Here is a 15,258-nt window from a genome sequence, read left to right as displayed (position 1 = left end):
CCCGACAGGAGACAGACGATGAAGAAGACCCCCTTGAAACCGTTCGACCCCAAGAGCCCGATGACCCATCCGTCGCGTCGTGGTTTTCTGGGCATGACCATGATCGCCGCTGCAGGCCTGGGCCTGGGTGGCTTCCCCCGCGGTGCCAAGGCACAGGCCAGCGGTCAGGTGATCGTCGGCATCAGCCAGGAACCGACCGTCTTCAACCCGCACCTGCTGCATATCGAGGTCGATGAGGGCATTCATTGGGCCATCTTCGACCCGCTTTTCTCGGTCGAGCCTGATGGCACTTTTGCGCCGCGGTTGGTGACCGAGGTTCCGACGGTAGAGAACGGCGGCGTTTCGGCAGATGGCACCGAATGGCGCATCCGGCTGAAAGAGGGGGTGACCTGGCATGACGGCACGCCGCTGACGGCCGAGGATGTGAAATTCACGCTGGAGCTGCAGAAAGACGAGAACTTCCGCGCCGCGCGCCGCACCGGCCACGAGCTGATCGAAGAGATCACTGTCGTGTCGGACACCGAGCTGACGTGGAAGATGTCGTCGGCATTTGCGCCTTACATGGCGATCCTCAGCTGGACGTTCATCATCCCGAAGCACGCCTTCGGCGAAGGCGTCGACCCCAACGAGGCGCCGTTCAACCAGTCACCGATCGGCACCGGCCCCTACAAATGGGACAGCCGCGCGCCGGGCGACAACATCCAGCTGGTCGCAAACCCGGATTACTACGGCGACGGTGCCTCGATCGAGCGCGTCGTGGTGAAATACGTCCCCGATCTGACCGTCCTCTACACCCAGTTCCGCACCGGCGAGATCGACGTCATCGCGCTGCAGGGCATCTCCCCCGACCATTACGCCGAGGCGACGGCCCTGCCCGGCAAGGAGGTCGTGCTGGTTCCCGTCGGCACGGTCGAGACACTCTCGCTGAACCTCGCGAACCCGGTTCTTGCCGACAAGGCCGTGCGTCAGGCCCTGTATCTGGGCGTGGACAAGCAGACGGTGATCGACGCCCTGTACTACGGACTGCCGACGGCGACGGAAACCTACATGCCGCAGCAGAGTTTCTACTACGACGATACCCTGCCCACCCATGTCTATGACCCCGAGGAAGGCAAGGCTATCCTCGAAGCCGCGGGCTGGGTTCCGGGCAGCGATGGCATCCGGGTCAAGGACGGGCAGCGGCTGAGCTTCGTGTGCTCGACGACGGCCGGCAACCACGTCCGCGAACAACTGCAGCAGTTCCTGCAGCAAAGCTGGCTGGACATGGGCATCGAGATGGAGATCGCGAACCTGCCGCCGGCGGTCATGTGGTCGGATCACTGGATGCAGTCGCAATTCGACATGGCCGTGGCCGGGATCATCTTCCTGACCGGACCCGATCCCGACACGACCGACTATTTCCACACCAACGCCATCAACGCGCAGGGCGGGGCCGGCCAGAACACCTTCCAGTTCTCGGACCCGCGCGTGGACGAGTTGCTGATCGAAGGCGCGACCACCGTCTCGCCCGAGGCGCGCAAGCCGATCTATGCCGAGATCCAGCAGACCATCCGCGAGGAGCTTCCCTTCCTGCCGCTGTTCCAGCGCAACGAAGTCCGGGGCCATGCCGAGGCCCTGCAGGGCTACGAACCCAACATCAACGTCCGCATCACCTTCTGGAACATGCAGGACTGGAGCTGGGCTTGACCTGACCCCCGCGTCGGGTCCCTCGGACGGCGCAGGCCTGTCGGTCGGAACCTGATCCTCCTCCGAGGTCCCGGTCCCAACCCGAGCTTGCCCTTCCGCCCCGGCCCGAAGTCCCGATGCCCGGCGTCTCTCCCGCCGGGCATCCTCAAGACCCCGGAACCTTTGAGTTCCGGGGCCCCCTCCCCGCTCTCTCGCGCCCCCGGAGGCCCCCCATGCTGCGCTTTCTCGTCAATCGAATCCTGCAGGGCTGTGTGCTGATCCTCATCGTGTCGATGATCGGCTTCGCGGTCATCAACCTCGCGCCCGGCGGCCCGCTGTCGCAATACGCGATGACCCCGGGCATGAGCCAGGCCGATCTGGACCGCATCGCCCACCAAATGGGCCTCGATCGGCCATTGCCGGTGCAATACCTCGACTGGCTGGGGAACATGCTGACCGGGGACTGGGGCCGAAGCTATCGCGACCAGAGCCCGGTGCTGGACGTGGTCTGGCGGCATCTAGGCGCGACGTTGCTGCTGATGGGCACCTCGACGGCCATCGCCATCGCGCTGGGAACCATGGTCGGTGTGCTGGGCGCCCTGAAACGCTATTCGATCTTCGACTACATGGCCACGGTCGGCGCGATGATCGCGCTGTCGATTCCGACCTTCTGGTTCGGTCTGGTGGCGATCTTCATCTTCTCGCTCGAACTGGGCTGGCTGCCGGCAGGCAGCATGTACACCGTCGGAGATCAGAGCCTTGGCGATTACCTGATCCACCTGATCATGCCCTCGCTCGTTCTGGCGCTGGTCAATGTTGCGATCTGGAGCCGCTACATGCGGACCGCGACGCTGGACGTGATGCATCAGGATTTCGTCCGCACGGCTCGAGCCAAGGGCCTGCCCCGCTGGCGCATCGTCAGCGCTCATATCGTGCGCAATGCACTGATCCCGATGATCACGCTGGCCGGCCTTCAGCTGCCCACCATCATCGGCGGAGCTCTGGTCACCGAGACAGTCTTCACCTGGCCGGGCCTGGGCCGGCTGTTCATCGATAGCCTTGGCTACAACGACTACCCCGTCATCATGGGTCTGCTGATGTTCTCGGCCATTCTCACGGTGATCGGAAACTTCCTTGCCGATATCGGGGTCGCTTTTGCCGACCCGCGCATCCGCCTCGGCTGAATCGGAGAAAGCCCATGTCCAATCCGCAGACCGCCCCGCTTTCCTCCCCCGCCACGACCTCAGTTCCGACCCGCACATCCGCGCTTCGACGCTTTGCCCGCAATCCGCGCCTGCGCAAGTTCATGCGCCACCGGTTGGCCATGGCAGGGCTGGTCACGATCATCGTGCTGACGCTGGCCTGCTTCATCGGCCCTTATCTGCTCCCCTATGACGAGCTCTATATCGACCTGCGCGCACGCTTCTCGCCACCGCTGACCGGCGCGCATATCTTCGGCACCGATCCACTGGGACGCGACATCGCCGCGCGGTTGTTCTCGGCCGGGCAGATTTCGTTGACGGTCGGCTTTCTCGCAATGGTGCTGTCAACGTTGATCGGCACCGCCATCGGTCTTGTCGCCGGCTACTTCGGAGGCTGGAGCCGCGTCGGATTGATGCGGGTCACCGATGCCTTTCTGTCGTTCCCCTCCATCTTCCTGATGCTGACACTGGCGGCCTTCCTGCGCCCCTCGCCCACCATGATCACGCTGATCATCGCGGTGACCTCGTGGATGGAAGTTGCCCGCATCGTCGAAGCCGAGGTCCGGGGTCAGGCCGGGCGCGATTTCACCATCGCCGCGCGGATGATCGGGGCGCCGCATTGGTGGATCATGTTCCGCGAGATCCTGCCCAACATCATGGGCCCGATCATCGTCGCCGCGACGTTGACCGTGGCCCGCGCGATCCTGCTGGAGGCCTATATCTCGTTCCTCGGCTACGGGATCCAGCCGCCGCTGCCGAGTTGGGGCAACATGTTGAACAACGCGCAGCAATATCTCGACAGCGCACCTTGGCTTGCCATCGTCCCCGGCGTCGCGATCACGCTGGCGGTGACGTCGTTCAACTTCATCGGGGACGGCTTGCGCGATGCGCTCGACGCCCGCTCCGTCAACTGAGGAGATTGCGATGAGCGACCCCATCCTTTCCGTGCGCAACCTGACCATCCGCTTCAAGGGCGACGGGCGCGAAACCCAGGTTGTGCACGGGGTCGATTTTGACATCCACCCCGGCGAAACCTTGGCGCTGGTCGGCGAATCCGGCTCGGGCAAGTCGGTAACCTCGTTCGCGTTGATGCGCCTGTTGCCCGAAGCGCCGCGTTGCCGGATCGACGGCCAGATCCGCATGGGCGGCACGGACCTGCTGGCCCTGACCGAACCGCAGATGGCCGCCTACAGAGGGCCGCGGATCGCAATGATCTTCCAGGAGCCGCTGACCTCGTTGAACCCGGTCCATCGGGTCGGCGACCAGATCGCCGAGGCAATCCGCTTTCACCGAAAGATGGATCGTACCGCGATCCGGGCCCGCGTACTGGAGCTGCTGCGGATGGTCGGCATTCCGGATCCCGAACGTCGGATGATGGCCTACCCGCACGAGATGTCGGGTGGCATGCGGCAGCGCGTGGTGATCGCCATGGCGCTGGCGCTGGAGCCGGAACTCCTGATCGCGGACGAGCCGACGACAGCGCTGGACGTGACGGTGCAGGCCCAGATCCTCGACCTGCTGCGCGACCTTCAGAAGCGGACCGGCATGGCGATGCTGTTCATCACCCATGACTTCGGCGTCGTCGCCGAGATCGCCGAGCGGGTCATGGTCATGTATTCCGGCCGCATCGTCGAGGAGGGCAGCCTTGGTGCGGTGCTCGAACGACCGCGGATGCCCTACACCAGCGGCCTGCTCGCCTCGGTCCCCAGATTCGAGGATGCAGGGCAGTCCAAGGGTCCTCTCGGCACGATCGAGGGCTTCGTTCCCAGCCCCGACAAACTTCCGGCCGGTTGCAGCTTTCACCCCCGCTGTCCGCAATTCCGCCCCGGCCTGTGTGACCAGCGCATGCCGGAACTGCTGCCGCATGGCCGCCCTGCGCATCCGGTGCGCTGCCTCAGGGCGCCCGACCTGTCCCTTGTCCCGGAGGTTCCGGCATGAAGCCCCTGATCGATTGCATCGACCTCAAGCAACACTATCCGATCCGGCACGGCCTGTTGGGGCGGCAATCCCTTGCCGTGAAGGCCGTCGACGGCGTCAACCTGCAGATCCAGCGCGGCGAAGTCGTGGGTCTGGTGGGCGAATCCGGGTCCGGCAAGTCCACGCTCGGGCGGACGCTGATGATGATGGAGAAACCCACGTCGGGCTCGGTGATCTATGACGGCAAGGACATCGCCGGGTTGACCCATGCGGGGCTTCATCCCTACCGGCGGCGCATGCAGATGGTGTTTCAGGACCCGTTCTCATCGCTCAACCCGCGCATGACGGTCGAGGATAGCCTGACCATGCCCCTGCGGTTCCACGCCCCAGAGCTGAGCGCGGCGCAGCGCCGCGACGAGGCCGCCGAGACGCTGGAGCGCGTCGGCCTGTCGCGCAGCGCCTTCGAGCGCTTCCCGCATGAATTCTCGGGCGGACAACGCCAGCGGATCGGCATTGCGCGTGCCTTGATGGTCAAGCCAGAGTTCATCGTTGCCGACGAACCCGTCTCGGCGCTCGATGTTTCGGTACAGGCGCAGGTGCTCAACCTGTTCTCGTCGATCCGGCAGACATTGGGCCTTACCCTTCTGTTCGTCACCCACGACCTCGCCGTGGTCGGCCATATCGCCGACCGAGTGGCGGTGATGTATCTCGGTCAGATCATGGAGATCGCGCCGACCCGCGCCTTGTTCACCGCGCCGGCGCATCCCTATACCGAGACCCTTCTGTCGGCCGCGCCCCAACCCAAGGCAGGCCCACGCCGGGCCCGGATCGCCATGCGAGGCGAACCGCCAAGCCCGCTGAACCCGCCCTCGGGTTGCGTGTTCCGCACCCGCTGCGCCCATGCCCTGCCCGAATGCGCGCAGGAGCGGCCCGCGCTTCGCCCCGCGCCCGCAGGCCGAGGCGCGAGCCATTTCACGGCCTGCCTGCGAGACGATCTGTCTCTGACGCCCGCCGTCACCGAAACCCCCTCCCCCCGGATCAGGACCCCTGTGTGATGCCCAGCTTTTCCCCCTTTGACACCACGTTGTGGCATGCCACAGCCATGCCCGCCCCCGCGACCGGCCCGCTGGAAGGTCGGGTGAAGACCGACATCTGCATCGTCGGCGGCGGCTATACTGGCATGAGCAGTGCCATCGAGCTTCGCAAACGCGGGCATGATGTCGTCTTGCTGGAAGCACAGGAGGCGGGTTTTGGCGGCTCCGGTCGTAACGCCGGCCATTGCACACCCACCTTCTCCTATTTCTCGCTCGATGAATTGCGCAAGCTTCTGGGTCTCGAACGCGCCAATCGGTTGATCGCCCGGCAGACGGCCGGTGCGGACATCGCCGCTCGCTATATTCAGGACTATCAGATCTCCTGCGAGTGGAAGCAGAACGGCTACTTTCAGGGCGCGCTGACCCCCTCCCGGGTCGAACGCGTGCGCAAGAAGGCCGACGCCTATGCCTCGGTCGGACTGGATTCTGGCATCGTCGATGCCGAGGAGGCACGCAGGCTCACCGGGTCCTCCCGCTTCTACGGCGGGTGGCTTCTGAAGCAGGGCGGCCACCTGAACCCGCTGGGTTATGCCCGAGGCCTCGCCCGGGCCGTGCTGCAGGAAGGTGCCGAGCTCTATACCAGTTCAAAGGTGTCCAAGGTCGAACGTCAGGGCCAGCGCTGGCATGTCCGCACCGATCAGGGTGTGGTCGATGCCGAGAAGGTCATCATGGCCACCGGGGCCTATACCGACGGCGGATGGCAGGGTCTCGACAAGACCTTCCGCATCAAGAAGGTGATCCTCGCCGCGACCTCGCCCCTGCCCGAAGGGGTCCGCGCGCGGGTCATTCCCTTCGACGGCACCATGCACGACGGGCGCGGTGACATATTCGTCTACAAGTACAACCGCGAAGGGCGGATCGTCGCCTCGATGTTTCCGGTCGGCCGGCGTGGTCGGGACCTCGATTTCACGCGCGAGATGCTGATGGACCGGCTGCGCTGGCTTCACCCCGAGGTACCCGAGACCACACGCTGGGACTATTATTGGACCGGCGAGCTGGACATGCAGCGCAACACCATCCCCCGACTCTATGCCCTTGGGCCGGGGGCACTCGCCTGCACCGGTCTCTCGGGGCGCGGAGTCCCGACAGGCACGATGCTGGGCGGGATCCTTGCCGATTGGGCCGAAGGCACCCCGGAGCCGGAACTGGCCCTGCCGGTCGAGCGCTTGAAATCCGCGCCGCCCTACATGTCCTTCGCCCCCGGCATGGTTCTGCGATGGTACAATCTGCAAGACCGCATCGCGGCGATGCGCGACGGGGTGGAACTGCCACCTCACGCTTGACCTGACGATGTGACGTCGAACCCGGAAGCAGCAGGACGCACATGCACACCGCCGCGTTACCACCGGGCGTGACGGCACGCGGCAGGCTCGGGCGCCGTTCTTGACGGTAAGGCTACGATCGAGCTGCTGCCCGATCGTAGCGAATGATCGGCCACCGCAGTTTCGTATCTTCAAAGATGGGGCGGAAGCAGGGTTGGCCGCTAGGAAAGCGTCTGAAAGTTACACAAAACGGATGATTAGACCTTCTTCTGCATCCGGGGCACATTCAGCCGGTGTTGTCCGACCCCTGGGCCAGTCTGTGGTCGCTCGATCGCATGAGCATTCCAGGACCGCAGATCGGCTCGTTGCCGAAGACTGATCGAGCCGATCCAATGCGCGCTAGTGCATGATCTGCGGCATCATGGCTGGACGAAACGCGGTGCGGACCTGGGCCGGCGAGCTACGCCTGCCGGTTCGAAATAATCTCGCAACTGCGGATGAGCACTCGCTTCCTCCATCGACAAGACGGGAGAGACGCAGGCATCGATGCCGTCGAATGCGGCCTCCCATTCGGATCGAGACCGCGTTTTGAAACATTGGGCCACGCGATCGATCATGGCAGGCCAGTGAGAGCGATCGCCTTGGTGGGCGATGAAATCTTCGGGCAGCGCCAGCACCTCGACCACGGCCTTCCAGAATTGCGGCTCGACGGCCGCGACCGCCATCCAGCCACCCTCTGCACAGTCATAGACCCGATAGAACGGTGCACCGCCGTCAAGCGCATTCGACTCGCGCCGATCGACCCAGCGCCCTTGAGCCCTCCGCCCGTGCACGAAGGTGGCGAGATGGCTTGTGCCATGCACCATGGCGGCGTCGATGATGGTCCCCTTGCCGTTCACCCGCGCCTGTTGCAGGGCGCAGACGATCCCGAAGGCGAGATACAGGCCACCGCCGCCGAAGTCCGCGATCAGGTTCAGCGGCGGGGTCGGCGGTCGATCTTCGTATCCCATCAGCGACAGCAGCCCGGTCATCGCGAGGAAATTGAGGTCATGTCCGGCAAGGCCCGCCATCGGACCCTCCTGCCCCCACCCGGTCATCCGCCCGTAGATCAGTCCCGGTTGGACGGCAAAAGCCTCGGCCGGGCCAAGACCGAGGGCCTCCATCTTGCCGGGGCGGAACCCTTCGATCAGCACGTCGGCGTCGGCTATCAAGGCCAGCGCCGCATCCCGTCCCGCCGCAGACTTGAGGTCGAGGACGCGAACCTCTCGGTCGCGGTCCAGCCATAGATCCGGCGCCTCCGGGGCTCGACGGCCGATGCGGATGACCGAGGCGCCCATATCGGCCAAGCACATCGCGGCGAAGGGCGCCGGTCCAAGTCCTTCGAATTCAACAACTTTAACGCCATTCAATGGTCTGTCCAATTTTTCGCTCCGTGGATTGCTTAAATGGTCAGTCCATTATATATATTGATTCAATGAGCCAGTCGATGACCCATAAACCGCAGCGGCCGCAGCCTGTCCCGACCGCCGAAACCCGCCCCTTCTGGGAGGGGGCCGCCGAGGGCGCGCTGGTGTTGCGGCGATGCCAAGGCTGCGGTCGGCTCGCCCCGCCGCTGGCGCCCCGCTGCCCCGATTGCCTTTGCGATACGTTGCTTGCGGAACGCCTTTCCGGACGGGTCATGCTCAAGGGCCGGACACGGCTGCATCTGCAACCGTTGCCGGGGCGGACGGGCCCTTTGACCCTCGTCGAATGCGCGGTGTTTGAAGATCCCCGCATCGTGTTGATCGCCCTTGACGAACAGGGCGTCACCGATGGTGCGCTCCCGGATGCGATCCTCCACCTCGGCTTCTCGCCCGCGGAGGGTGACGCGCATTTTGCCGTGGTGCTTCCGCCGGAGGACCGCGCATGACAGTGGTGATCGCCGGTTTCGGCAGTTCAACCCTCGAGAAGCGCAGCGATCGCGGCATCGCGGCCTTCGCACTGGAGGCGGCGCTGGCGGCCCTTGCCGACGCCAGCATCCGGCGCGACGAGATCGACGGCTATGTCGGTGCGCCTTTCGCGACCAATGCGGGATCGCCCCATGCCGAGGGCGGGGACGAGATCTCGCTCAAGACCGTGGCCGGCCTGATGGGCCTGCGCCTCACCTGGGGTGCGGATCTGTATCGCCGCTATCCGACGGATATGGTCGCCTCGGCCGCGCATGCCTTGCAGGCAGGGACATGCCGTTTCGTTTTGGGCCTTCGGGCATTGTACGTTGCGCCGGGCCTCGATTACGCGACGGGAACCTCGGGCCCGGTGTTCGGGGCCGACCAATTCACCAAACCCTATGGTTACACCACCGCGGGCGCCCGTTTCGCGGCGCGCGCGTGGGCCTACATGACGCGGCACGGCGCCACACGCGACGATCTTTTCGCCATCGTCGATCTGTCGCGGCGCCATGCCGCCCTGAACCCGCAGGCAATCTGGCGCGACAAGCCTTTGAGCCTTGAGGATTACTCGCGCGGCCGGATGATCGCCGAGCCGCACGGGCTGTTCGATTGCGATCTGCCGATCTGCGGCGCGCAAGCCTTCCTCATGTGCCGCGAGAAGGATCTGCCCCAAGGTGCCACGCCCGCACGGGTTACCGGCTTCAGCGGCTTCGCCCGGCCCGAGGCGCTGTGGTCCATGAGCGGGCGCGGTCCGGCGGATCTGAAGACCGCGCAGCTCTATGACGGGTTCTCGTCGATGGTCTGGGAATGGCTCGATGGCCTCGGCCTCACCGAACCCGGTGGTGCACCGGCCTTCCTGCGCGATGGCAATGGCGAGTACGGGGCGCGCCTGCCGCTCAACACCGCCGGCGGTGCGCTCGGCGAAGGGCGGCTGCACGGAATGGGTCATCTGCGCGAAGCCTATCTGCAGGCCTCGGGTCGCGCCGGGTTGCGCCAGCAGGCGATGGGGCCGGCCTTGGTGCAGGTGGGCCCCTACGATGACAGCTCCTTCGTGCTGCTCGAGCCGGTAAACGTCTGAATCCATTGAGGGAATGCCATGAAAGTCCGCGAGTACCTGTCCGTGCCCTATCTGCTGGAAGCGCAGGCTGTCGAGCGTGATGGACGCTGGACGCGGCGGCTGCGCTACCCCGAGCTCGGCACCGTCGCGGCGGAACATGACGATGTCGAAAGGGCTCTGATCGACCTCGAGCGGGCGCGCATCACCGAGATCATGCGCCGGTTGCAGGCCGGCGATCCGCCGCCGGTGCCGCGCCGGCCGCTGGAGACGACCGATCAGGGCTGGTGGGCCCGGCATCTGGGCCTCGGGGCGCTGGTCGAGGGCCAGCTCGACCGCGACGGCAGCGATCTGGCCGCCGGCTGACAGAATTGGCGCCGCCCCCGGGGGGCATGCGGCGCAGGGAACAGGAGGAAATACCATGCTTTCGCACGATGACAACGAGACGCTGGTCCGGGTCGGCCCGGGCACCACGATGGGCGGGATGATGCGGCTCTATTGGCTGCCGTTCATGGCCTCGAAGGATCTGGAAAAGGACGGCCAGCCGCAGACCGTGCGGCTGCTGGGCGAGACGCTGGTGGCCTTCCGCGACACGGCGGGCAACGTCGGGCTGGTCGATCACATCTGCCCGCACCGCGGCGCGCCGATGGCGTTTGCCCGCAACGAGGATTGCGGCCTGCGCTGCGTCTATCACGGCTGGAAATTCGGCGTGGACGGCAAGGTCGCCGACATGCCCGCCGAACCCGTCCGCTCGCGCCTGAAAGAGCGGGTGCGGATCAAGTCCTATCCCTGCGTGGAGCGGGGCGGCGTGGTCTGGACCTATATGGGCTCCGAGCCCGAGGAAAGCCGCCCGCCGCTGCCCAATCTCGAATGGAACATGGTGCCCGAGGAGAATGTGGTCGTCAGCTTCCGAGTACAGGAATGCAACTGGCTGCAGGCGCTGGAAGGCGAGATCGACAGCGCCCATGCGCCGATCCTTCACGGCCGCATCGATCAGGGCGGCTCGATCGACCAATGGGTCGCCAAGCGCGACCTGCGGCCGACCTTCGAATGCATGCGGCAGGAATTCGGCATGTCGATCGCCTCGCGCCGGGTGCTGGACGACGACACCCTCTACTGGCGCGTGAACCAGTTCATCATGCCCTTCTACTCGCTGGTGCCGCCGCAATCGAACTATCCCGAGCTTTCGGGCCACGCCTGGGTGCCGATCGACGACGAGAACACGCTGTGTCTGATGTTCAGCTATCACCCGACCCAGCCGATGTATGACAAAAGCCGCGAGATCTTCGTCAACGGCCACAAAGGCCGCGAGACGGGCCATGCCAGCGTCAATGCCTTCGAGGACAAGGGCGCGCTGGTGCCCTACGGGCGCTACATCTCGAAATACCGGCGCGAAACGGGCTATCAGTTCGACCCCGAGGCGCAGCGCACGACCTGGTTCTCGGGGCTGCCGGGTCTTTGGGTGCAGGACGCAGCCTGCCAGTCCGGCGTGCTCCGGGTCTATGACCGGACGCTCGAGCATCTGTGCACCTCGGACACCGGGATCGCGATGACCCGGCGGATGCTGCTGGAAACCGCCCATGCCTTCGCCGAGAGCGGACAGCGCCCTGAACGGTTCGCCGATCCCGACCTCTATATGGTGCGGGCTGTGTCGATGAAATTGCCCAAGGACCAACTGTGGGACGAAGCCGGGCGCGGACCGATGACGGCGCGGCTGGGCGAAGGTTTCGGGTACGAGCTATGAGCGCGACATCGGGAGCCCTCGCAGGGACGCGGGTGCTGGAGATCTCGGCGCTGGCAGGAGCGGTCTGTGGCCGCGTGCTGGCCGATCTCGGCGCCGAGGTGATCAAGCTGGAGCCCGAGGGCGGCGAGGATTTCCGCCGTTCCCTGCCGCTCGTGCCGACCGCTCTGGGCGAGGAAAGCGCCGCCTGGCTGGCTTATAACCATGGCAAGCGCAGCGTCACCCTGGACCCGCTGGCGGACGAAGCCGGGTTCGCCGCGCTCTGCGCCGGGGCCGACATCCTGGTCACGGACTGGGAGCGGCTGGATCTGGACACGATGGACCGGCTGGCCTCGGTGGCCCGGCGCGCCAACCCGGCGCTGGTCTGGTGCGAGATCCTGCCCTTCGGCCGCGGCGGCCCCTACGAGCGATACGCCGCGACCGACACGGTGCTGCAGGCGCTGGGGGGGCATCTGTACCTCAACGGCGACGTCGACCGCCCGCCGGTGCGGATCAGCCTGCCCGTTGGCGCGATCCAGGGCGGGGTCGAAGCGGCCTCGGCGGCGCTGATGGCGCATTGGCACGCGCTGAAGACCGGCGAGGGCCAGCGCGTCGATGTCTCGGTACAGGCCTGCATCGTCTGGACGTTGCTCAACTCGACGATGGCCTGGCAGATCCTCGGCCTCAACGAAATGCGCGGCGGGGCGATCCGCAAGGAACGCGCCAACCGCTTCTTCACCCGGCTGGTCTGGGAAACACAGGACGGCTACGTCTTCTTCGGCCCGGTCGGGGGCGGTGGCGGTTCTGCGCGGATCAAATCCTACGAGGCCTTGATCGCCTGGATGGCCGAGGACGGGATCACCGACCCGATCCTGACCCGCCACGATTGGAACGGCGACGGCCAGTTCTTCATTCCGCAAGAGGATTACGACGCCGTCACCGCGGTCATCATGGGCTTCATCGCCTCGAAAACCACCGATGAGCTGATGGCCCGCTCGGTGCGCGAGCGCATCCTGCTGGCGCCGATCTCGTCCGTCGCCGGCGTCTTCGACAACCCGCAATTCCGTGCGCGCGGCTATTTCCGCCCGCTCGACGATCCTGACCGCGGCCTGAAGCTCGACCTGCCCGCGCGATGGGCCAATCTCTCGGCGACGCCACTCGCCACGCTCCGTCCGGCCCCGCGGCCGGGCGCCGATACCGCGGCGGTCCTGACGTCGCTCAGCCAAGGAAGCCCGGCATGACGGATGCCCTCACACAGGTCACCACCGAGGCCAGCGGCCTTTTCGCCGGGCTCAAGGTCGCCGATTTCACCTGGGCAGCCGCAGGGCCCATCGTGACCAAGCAGCTGGCCGACAACGGCGCCACGGTGATCAAGGTCGAAAGCTTCAAACACCCGGATTCAATCCGGCTGGGCGGGCCGTTCATCGACGACAAGCCGGGCATCAACCGCTCGGGCTTCTTCGCGGATTTTCATTCCTCAAAGCTCGGGATCTCGGTCGACATGAGCAACCCGGCAGCGATCGAAATCATCCGCCCGCTGATCGAATGGGCCGATGTCGTGGCCGAAAGCTTCCGCCCCGGCGTGATGAAGAAATGGGGCCTCGATTACGCCAGCCTCAAGGCGATCAATCCCCGGATCGTCATGCTGTCTTCGTCACTCTATGGCTCGGAAGGGCCCTGGGCGCGGCATCCGGGCTATGGCGCGCAGGGGCAGGCGCTGGCGGGGGGCCACGGTATGACCGGCTGGCCCGACCGGCCGCCGGCAATGCCCAAGGGTGCCTATTCCGACAGTGTCTCGCCGCGCTATGCGCTGTCGGCGCTGGTCGCGGCGCTGATCCACCGCGAGAAGACGGGCGAGGGGCAGCATGTCGAACTCAGCCAGATCGAGGCGACGGCCCAATTGCTGGCGCCCGAGCTGCTGGCCTATCAGGTGACCGGCGCGGAGATCACGCGGCAGGGCGACGCCAAGGCCGGGTCACTGCTGCACGGCGTCTTCCCCTGCAAGGGTGAGGAACGCTGGATTGCCCTTGAAGCCGTGACCGAGGCGCAGGCAGACGCGCTGCGGGCGATCCTGGGTCTGGAGACGCTGGACAGCGCCGCCGTGGCCGAGGCGACCGCGACCCGCGACGCCTTCGCCTTGATGGCGCAATGCCGTGCAGCGGGGGTTCCGGCGGGGGTGGCCAACAAGGCCTCCGATCTGCTGGAGGACGAGGTTCTGAACGCGCATGGCCATTTCTGGCCGCTCGATCACGCCGAGATGGGCCGACTGAAATACAACGGCCCCGCCTATCGCTTCGAGAAGACCCCGAGCGCGCTGCGCTTTGCCTCGCCCCGGCTGGGCGAGCATACCGAAGCGGTGATGACCCGCGTCCTGGGCTTCGGTGCCGAGGACATCGCGCGGTTCAAGCAGGAAGGATTGCTGCAATGAGCGAGGCCGAAATTCCGGTCCGGGTGAAGCAGATGCGCTTCGAGGCCGATACGGTGCTGTCGGTCGGCTTCGAGACGCTGGACGGTTCGCCCCTGCCCCGCGCCGAACCCGGGGCCCATGTCGACCTGATCCTGTCGGATGACCTGCGCCGCAGCTACAGCCTGACGCAGGCCCTCGACGGCCAGACATCCGTTTGCACCGTCGCCGTGCACCGTGATCCTTCCAGCCGGGGTGGCTCGGCCTATGTGCACGGGACGCTGCGTGTCGGTGACAAGCTGCGGCTGTCGCGGCCGAAGAACAACTTCCCGCTGGACGAGGGCGCGGCGCAATCGGTGCTGATCGCGGGCGGGATCGGCATCACGCCGATGCTGGCGATGGTGCGCCGCCTGACCGAAGCAGGCCGGCCCTGGCACCTGCATTATGCCGCGCGCAAACGCAGCGCCGCCGCCTTTCTGGCCGAGATCGCCCAAAGCGTCGCGGCCAGCGGCGGCCAGGGTCGGCTGACCACGCATTTCGATGACGAGGCGAAAGGTGCGCTGCTGGACATCGCGGGGATCTTCGCCGGTGCTGCGCCCGGTACGCATTTCTACTGCTGCGGGCCCGAGCCGATGCTCGCCGCCTATGAGGTCTCGGCGAAAGGCATGCCGAAGGATCGCGTCCATGCCGAGTATTTCTCCGCCCGCGAGGAAGCCGCGCGCGAGGGCGGATTCGACGTAGTACTGAACCGATCGGGCAAGGTGCTGCATGTCGATGCGGGCAAGACGATCCTCGACGTGCTGATCGCCAACCGCGTCTCGGTGCCCTTCGCCTGCACAGAGGGGACCTGCGGCACCTGTGAGACGCGCGTGATCGAGGGGCGCCCGGATCACCGGGATACGATCCTGACCGACGAGGAACGCGCCCATGGTGACACGATCATGGTCTGCTGCTCGGGTTCGAAAAGCGCAAGGCTGGTGCTGGACCTGTGAGCAAGGCGCCACTGAGAACG

The 15,258-nt window shown here is 65.8% G+C and carries 14 protein-coding genes; 13 read left to right on the top strand and 1 reads right to left on the bottom strand.

Features of this window, described 5'->3' with window-relative positions:
* The first annotated feature begins 18 nt into the window (after positions 1–18).
* From BCY78_RS03290 to BCY78_RS03265, 6 genes are all read left to right on the top strand, one after another.
* The gene (locus tag BCY78_RS03290) at positions 19–1,686 is read left to right on the top strand and encodes a peptide ABC transporter substrate-binding protein (RefSeq protein ID WP_068297837.1); all 1,668 of its coding nucleotides are present in this window, start codon (positions 19–21) and stop codon (positions 1,684–1,686) included.
* Positions 1,687–1,898: 212 nt separating this feature from the next.
* Positions 1,899–2,849 carry an ABC transporter permease gene (locus BCY78_RS03285; RefSeq protein ID WP_068297836.1) on the top strand — a complete coding sequence of 317 codons (951 nt, stop codon included), beginning with the start codon at positions 1,899–1,901 and terminating at the stop codon, positions 2,847–2,849.
* A 14-nt stretch (positions 2,850–2,863) separates the two neighbouring features.
* Positions 2,864–3,781, top strand: a complete 918-nt coding sequence (locus tag BCY78_RS03280; protein ID WP_068297835.1) for an ABC transporter permease — start codon at positions 2,864–2,866, stop codon at positions 3,779–3,781.
* 10 nt (positions 3,782–3,791) lie between these two features.
* Positions 3,792–4,805: an ABC transporter ATP-binding protein gene (locus tag BCY78_RS03275; protein ID WP_068297834.1), complete on the top strand. Its 1,014-nt coding sequence runs from the start codon at positions 3,792–3,794 to the stop codon at positions 4,803–4,805.
* Positions 4,802–5,839 (top strand): ABC transporter ATP-binding protein, encoded by a 1,038-nt coding sequence (locus tag BCY78_RS03270; protein WP_068297830.1) that lies wholly within the window; start codon positions 4,802–4,804, stop codon positions 5,837–5,839. Before BCY78_RS03275 ends, BCY78_RS03270 begins: the two co-directional genes overlap by 4 nt.
* Positions 5,839–7,161 (top strand): FAD-binding oxidoreductase, encoded by a 1,323-nt coding sequence (locus BCY78_RS03265; protein WP_068297827.1) that lies wholly within the window; start codon positions 5,839–5,841, stop codon positions 7,159–7,161. The genes BCY78_RS03270 and BCY78_RS03265 overlap by 1 nt, the downstream gene beginning before the upstream one ends.
* A gap of 398 nt (positions 7,162–7,559) precedes the next feature.
* Here BCY78_RS03265 and BCY78_RS03260 read toward each other — a convergent pair whose 3' ends face one another.
* Entirely contained in the window at positions 7,560–8,561 is a 1,002-nt protein-coding gene (locus BCY78_RS03260) for a CaiB/BaiF CoA-transferase family protein (protein WP_083194794.1), read from the bottom strand.
* 65 nt (positions 8,562–8,626) lie between these two features.
* On the opposite strand from BCY78_RS03260, the gene BCY78_RS03255 reads away from it, so the two are divergent.
* Genes BCY78_RS03255 through BCY78_RS03225 form a run of 7 tightly spaced genes read left to right on the top strand, consistent with a single transcriptional unit; the run spans position 8,627 to position 15,238 of the window.
* Positions 8,627–9,049, top strand: coding sequence for a zinc ribbon domain-containing protein (locus BCY78_RS03255; RefSeq protein ID WP_068297820.1), 423 nt, complete (start codon positions 8,627–8,629; stop codon positions 9,047–9,049).
* Positions 9,046–10,146 (top strand): hypothetical protein, encoded by a 1,101-nt coding sequence (locus tag BCY78_RS03250; RefSeq protein ID WP_068297817.1) that lies wholly within the window; start codon positions 9,046–9,048, stop codon positions 10,144–10,146. Before BCY78_RS03255 ends, BCY78_RS03250 begins: the two co-directional genes overlap by 4 nt.
* An 18-nt stretch (positions 10,147–10,164) precedes the next feature.
* Positions 10,165–10,488: a hypothetical protein gene (locus BCY78_RS03245; protein ID WP_068297815.1), complete on the top strand. Its 324-nt coding sequence runs from the start codon at positions 10,165–10,167 to the stop codon at positions 10,486–10,488.
* A gap of 55 nt (positions 10,489–10,543) precedes the next feature.
* Entirely contained in the window at positions 10,544–11,866 is a 1,323-nt protein-coding gene (locus BCY78_RS03240; protein ID WP_068297813.1) for a Rieske 2Fe-2S domain-containing protein, read from the top strand.
* Positions 11,863–13,083, top strand: a complete 1,221-nt coding sequence (locus tag BCY78_RS03235; protein WP_083194793.1) for a CaiB/BaiF CoA-transferase family protein — start codon at positions 11,863–11,865, stop codon at positions 13,081–13,083. Before BCY78_RS03240 ends, BCY78_RS03235 begins: the two co-directional genes overlap by 4 nt.
* Positions 13,080–14,270, top strand: coding sequence for a CaiB/BaiF CoA-transferase family protein (locus tag BCY78_RS03230; protein WP_068297806.1), 1,191 nt, complete (start codon positions 13,080–13,082; stop codon positions 14,268–14,270). Before BCY78_RS03235 ends, BCY78_RS03230 begins: the two co-directional genes overlap by 4 nt.
* Positions 14,267–15,238, top strand: a complete 972-nt coding sequence (locus BCY78_RS03225; RefSeq protein WP_068297804.1) for a PDR/VanB family oxidoreductase — start codon at positions 14,267–14,269, stop codon at positions 15,236–15,238. Before BCY78_RS03230 ends, BCY78_RS03225 begins: the two co-directional genes overlap by 4 nt.
* Positions 15,239–15,258: the final 20 nt, after the last annotated feature.

It is taken from the genome of Pararhodobacter sp. CCB-MM2, assembly GCF_001691415.1.
In the GTDB taxonomy this organism is placed as follows: Bacteria; Pseudomonadota; Alphaproteobacteria; order Rhodobacterales; family Rhodobacteraceae; genus Pararhodobacter.
The sequence above is the reverse complement of the archived record's forward strand: the minus strand, read 5'-3'. Positions and strand labels throughout refer to the sequence as shown.